At 67.3% G+C, this 4,330-nt stretch carries 4 protein-coding genes; all 4 read left to right on the forward strand.

The features are described 5' to 3' along the window. A partial coding sequence (locus FKP22_RS22365; RefSeq protein ID WP_141289890.1) for an SURF1 family protein occupies positions 1-690 on the forward strand: 690 nt, incomplete at its 5' end. Further along, a complete protein-coding gene (locus FKP22_RS22370; protein ID WP_141289891.1) occupies positions 653-2,014 on the forward strand; it encodes an ATP-binding protein in 1,362 nt (453 codons plus the stop codon). The genes FKP22_RS22365 and FKP22_RS22370, both read left to right, overlap by 38 nt. Continuing rightward, a complete protein-coding gene (locus FKP22_RS22375; protein WP_141289892.1) occupies positions 2,004-2,540 on the forward strand; it encodes a response regulator transcription factor in 537 nt (178 codons plus the stop codon). Before FKP22_RS22370 ends, FKP22_RS22375 begins: the two co-directional genes overlap by 11 nt. A gap of 190 nt (positions 2,541-2,730) precedes the next feature. Then, positions 2,731-4,179: a nitrogenase iron-molybdenum cofactor biosynthesis protein NifE gene (gene nifE, locus FKP22_RS22380; RefSeq protein ID WP_141289893.1), complete on the forward strand. Its 1,449-nt coding sequence runs from the start codon at positions 2,731-2,733 to the stop codon at positions 4,177-4,179. The last annotated feature ends 151 nt before the right edge of the window (positions 4,180-4,330 follow it).

A 4,330-nucleotide genomic window follows, 5' to 3' on the forward strand; every position in this document is an offset into this window, starting at 1 on the left:
GACCTGATCGCCCGCGTGACGCGCCAGCAGGTCGCCCCGCCGGTGGCTGCACCGGTCCAGGCCGACTGGCCGGCGCTGAACCGCAACGCCGACGAATATCGTCGCCTGCAGTTGCAGGGCGAGTTCGACCACAGCCGCGAAACCCTGGTGCGTGCCAGCACCGAATACGGCACCGGCTACTGGGTGCTGACCCCGCTGCGCACCCGCCAGGGCTTCTGGCTGCTGGTCAACCGCGGCTACGTGCCGCCCGAGTTCCGCAGCCGCGAAAGCCGGCTGGCCACCGAGCCGCAAGGCCCGCAGGTGCTGACCGGCCTGCTGCGGCTCACCGAACCCAAGGGCAGCCTGCTGCAGGCCAACGAGCCGGCGGCAGGGCGCTGGTATTCGCGTGACGTGCAGGCCATTGCCGCCGCGCGTGGCCTGAACGGTCTGGTTGCCCCGTATTTCGTCGACCAGGCCTTGCCGCCCGGAGCTGCAGGCACCGACGGCACACCCGAGACCTGGCCGCGCGCAGGCCTGACGGTGCTGAACTTCAGCAACAATCACCTGGTTTACGCCGTCACCTGGTTCACCCTGGCGGCCATGCTGGCCGCAGCGCTGATCTGGCTGTCCCGCCGGGCCTGGCAGCGGCAACTTCCTGCCGCCACCACCGCCCATGCCGCTCCTGACCCCGCTGACCATCGCCGAGGCTGAGCCTACGCGGCCCACTGCCGAAATCGGCCGTGCGCCCGAACGCCTGGCCGGCCGCAAGAACCTGCTGCAGCTGATCCAGCTGCGCTGGGTCGCCGTGGCAGGCCAGCTCGCCACCATCGGCACCGTGCAGCTGGTGCTGGACCTGGCGCTGCCGATCCGCGAAATGCTGATCCTGCTGGCCTCGCTGGCGATGTTCAACCTGGCCTGCGGCCTGCGGGCCCGCGCCAGCCGCGAGATCAGCCAGGCCGAGCTGTTCGCCGGCCTGCTGGTGGACGTGCTGGTGCTCACCGGCCAGCTGTTCTTCAGCGGCGGCATCACCAACCCCTTCGTCTTCCTCTACCTGCTGCAGGTGGTCGTCACTGCCGTGCTGCTGAGCACGCCGTTTGTCTGGGCCATGGTCGGCCTCACCTCGCTGTGCCTGGTGGCGCTGACCCAATGGCATCACCTGCTGATCCTGCCGGACCTGGACGACTCGCCGCTGTCCATGCATTACATCGGCGGCCTGCTGATGTGTTTCCTGATCAACGCTGCGCTGCTCGTGATCTTCATCGGCCGCATCGGCAGCAACCTGCGCCAGCGCGACGCTCGCCTGGCCGACCTGCGCCAGCGCGCCGCCGAAGAGGGCCACATCGTGCGTATGGGCCTGCTGGCCACCGGCGCGGCCCACGAGCTGGGCACGCCGCTGGCCACGCTGTCGGTCATCGTCGGCGACTGGTCGCGCATGGCGCCGTTTGCCGGCGACCCGGAGCTGCGCGAGGAAATCGAGGAAATGCAGGCCCAGCTCAAGCGCTGCAAGACCATTGTCAGCGGCATCCTGATGGCCGCCGGCGAGGCCCGCGGTGAATCACCTGTGCTGACCACGCTGCATGCCTTCCTGGACGAACTGGCCACCGAATGGCAGCTCACGCGCCAGCCAGCCGAATTCGTCTACGAGCGCAGCGACGCACCCGACCTTCCCATCGTGTCGGATACCGCCCTGAAGCAGATGATCTGCAATGTGCTGGACAACGCGCTGGAAGCCGCGCCGCAGGGCTTGTTGCACCTGCTGGCGAGCTGTGAAGACGACATGCTGGTGCTGCGCGTGCAGGACCAGGGCCCTGGCTTTGCCGAGGACATGCTGGCCCACTTCGGCCAGCCCTACCAATCCACCAAGAACAAGCCTGGTCGTGGCCTGGGCCTGTTCCTGTCGGTCAACGTGGCCCGTTTGCTGGGCGGGCGCATCATGGCCCGCAACCCGGCCGAGGGTGGTGCCGAGGTCAGCGTGACGCTGCCGCTGGCCAGCCTCACGTTGCAGAAATCCGAAAGAAGCCGCCATGGACACTGAACCGCAACTGCTGATCGTCGAGGACGACGACGCGTTTGCGCGCACGCTGGCCCGCTCCTTCGAGCGCCGCGGCTACGAGGTGCGCCGCGCCGCCAGCCTGGACGGCGTGCAGGCCTTGCTGCCGCTGCACAGCCCCGAATACGCCGTCGTCGACCTCAAGCTCGCCAACGGCTCTTCAGGCCTGGCCTGCGTGCAGGTGCTGCTGGCGCACAACCCGGAGATGGTGGTGGTGGTCCTCACCGGCTATGCCAGCATCGCCACCGCGGTCGAAGCCATCAAGCTGGGCGCGCGCCACTACCTGGCCAAGCCGGCCAACACCGACGACATCATTGCCGCCTTCGACCGCAGCGAAGGCAACACCGAAGTGGAGCTGACCGAGCGCACCACGTCCATCAAGACGCTGGAGTGGGAACACATCCACGACACGCTGGCCGCGACCAATTTCAACATCTCCGAAACCGCGCGCCGCCTGGGCATGCACCGCCGCACGCTGGCGCGCAAGCTGGAGAAACAGCGGGTCAAGTGAGGCACTGTTGCGGCCTTTGTCGCAAAGCCGCCAATCACGGCAGGCCTCGCACCGGCGGATGCCGGCCATGCCGGCGCTGCAAGCCCTTGATTTTGCAAGACCTTGGCGCGGCCCGGCACGCCTGGCACCGAAGCTGCAATGGCAGGCACGAACCGCCTTGTTTGTTCGTCGCTCAGCCGGGAGGCCCGTCATGTCCGCATCGCTCCAAGCCAAGATTGCCCAGGTCTTCGATGAACCCGGCTGCGACAAGAACCAGGGCAAGAGCGAGAAGGAACGCAAGAAGGGCTGCACCAAGCAGCTCACGCCTGGCGCTGCGGCCGGCGGCTGCGCCTTCGACGGTGCCAAGATTGCGCTGCAGCCCATCGTCGACGTGGCCCACCTGGTGCACGGCCCCATCGCCTGCGAAGGCAACTCCTGGGACAACCGCCACAGCGCGTCCTCCGGCTCGCAGCTCTACCGCACCGGCTTCACCACCGACATCAACGAGCTTGACGTGATCTACGGCGCCGAGAAGCGCCTGTTCAAGTCCATCCGCGAGATCTGCGAGAAGTACGACCCGGCCGCCATCTTCGTCTACCAGACCTGCGTCACCGGCCTGATTGGCGACGACATCGAAGCCGTGTGCAAGCGCGCCGCCGAGAAGTTCGGCAAGCCGGTCATCCCCGTCAACGCACCCGGCTTTGCCGGCCCCAAGAACCTGGGCAACAAGCTGGGCGCCGAGGCCCTGCTGGATTACGTGATCGGCACCGTCGAGCCCACGCACACGACGCCTTACGACATCAACATCATCGGCGAGTACAACCTCTCGGGTGAGCTCTGGCAGGTCAAGCCGCTGCTGGACGCCCTGGGCGTGCGCATCCTCAGCTGCATCTCGGGCGATGGGCGCTACGCCGAGGTGGCCTCGGCCCACCGAGCACGGGCCAACATGATGGTCTGCTCCAAGTCCATGATCAACATCGCCACGCGCATGCAGCAGCGCTGGGACATCCCGTTTTTCGAGGGCTCGTTCTACGGCATTGGCGACATGAGCGAGACGCTGCGCGAGATCGCCCGGCTGCTGGTGGAGCGCGGCGCGCCGGCGGAGCTGCAGGACCGCACCGAGGCCCTGATTGCGGTGGAAGAGGCGAGGGCCTGGGAGCGCATCCGCGCCTACAAGCAGCGCCTGGCCGGCAAGAAGGTGCTGCTGATCACCGGCGGCGTGAAGAGCTGGAGCGTGGTTGCCGCGCTGCAGGAAGCTGGCCTCGAAGTGGTGGGCACCAGCATCAAGAAGAGCACCAGGGAAGACAAGGAAAAGATCAAGCAGATCATGGGCGAAGAGGCCGATGCCCACATGATCGACGACATGACCCCGCGCCAGATGTACGCCATGCTGCGCGAGGCGAAAGCGGACATCATGCTCAGCGGTGGCCGCAGCCAGTTCGTGGCCCTCAAGGCCCGCATGCCCTGGATGGACATCAACCAGGAGCGCCACCACGCCTTTGCCGGCTACGAAGGCATGGTCACGATGATTGCCGAGATCGACAAGGCCTTGTTCAACCCGATGTGGGCCCAGGTGCGCACGCCCGCGCCCTGGGAAACGGTGGATCCGCTGCTGGTCGAGCAGGACGCCGCACAGCTTGCCGCCGAAGCGGCTGCCTGAATCAGCCGAGGCCCGCGCTGGGGGTCACGCGAAGGTCCACAGTTCCCGCGCCTGGTCGGCCAGGCGGGTGGGCACGCTGCCGCCCAGGCCCACCGCCGCCGGTCGGGCCAGCATCTTCTCGAAGACTTCCTGTACCTGTTTCGGGCGGACG

Source organism: Ideonella azotifigens, assembly GCF_006519715.1.
Lineage (GTDB): Bacteria > Pseudomonadota > Gammaproteobacteria > Burkholderiales > Burkholderiaceae_C > Ideonella > Ideonella azotifigens.

Excerpts from the sequence above, each read along its gene's own strand:
- FKP22_RS22370 (WP_141289891.1), top strand. The coding sequence starts at position 653 with ATGCCGCTCCTGACCCCGCTGACCATCGCCGAGGCTGAGCCTACGCGG.
- FKP22_RS22375 (WP_141289892.1), top strand. The coding sequence starts at position 2,004 with ATGGACACTGAACCGCAACTGCTGATCGTCGAGGACGACGACGCGTTT.
- nifE (WP_141289893.1), top strand. The coding sequence starts at position 2,731 with ATGTCCGCATCGCTCCAAGCCAAGATTGCCCAGGTCTTCGATGAACCC.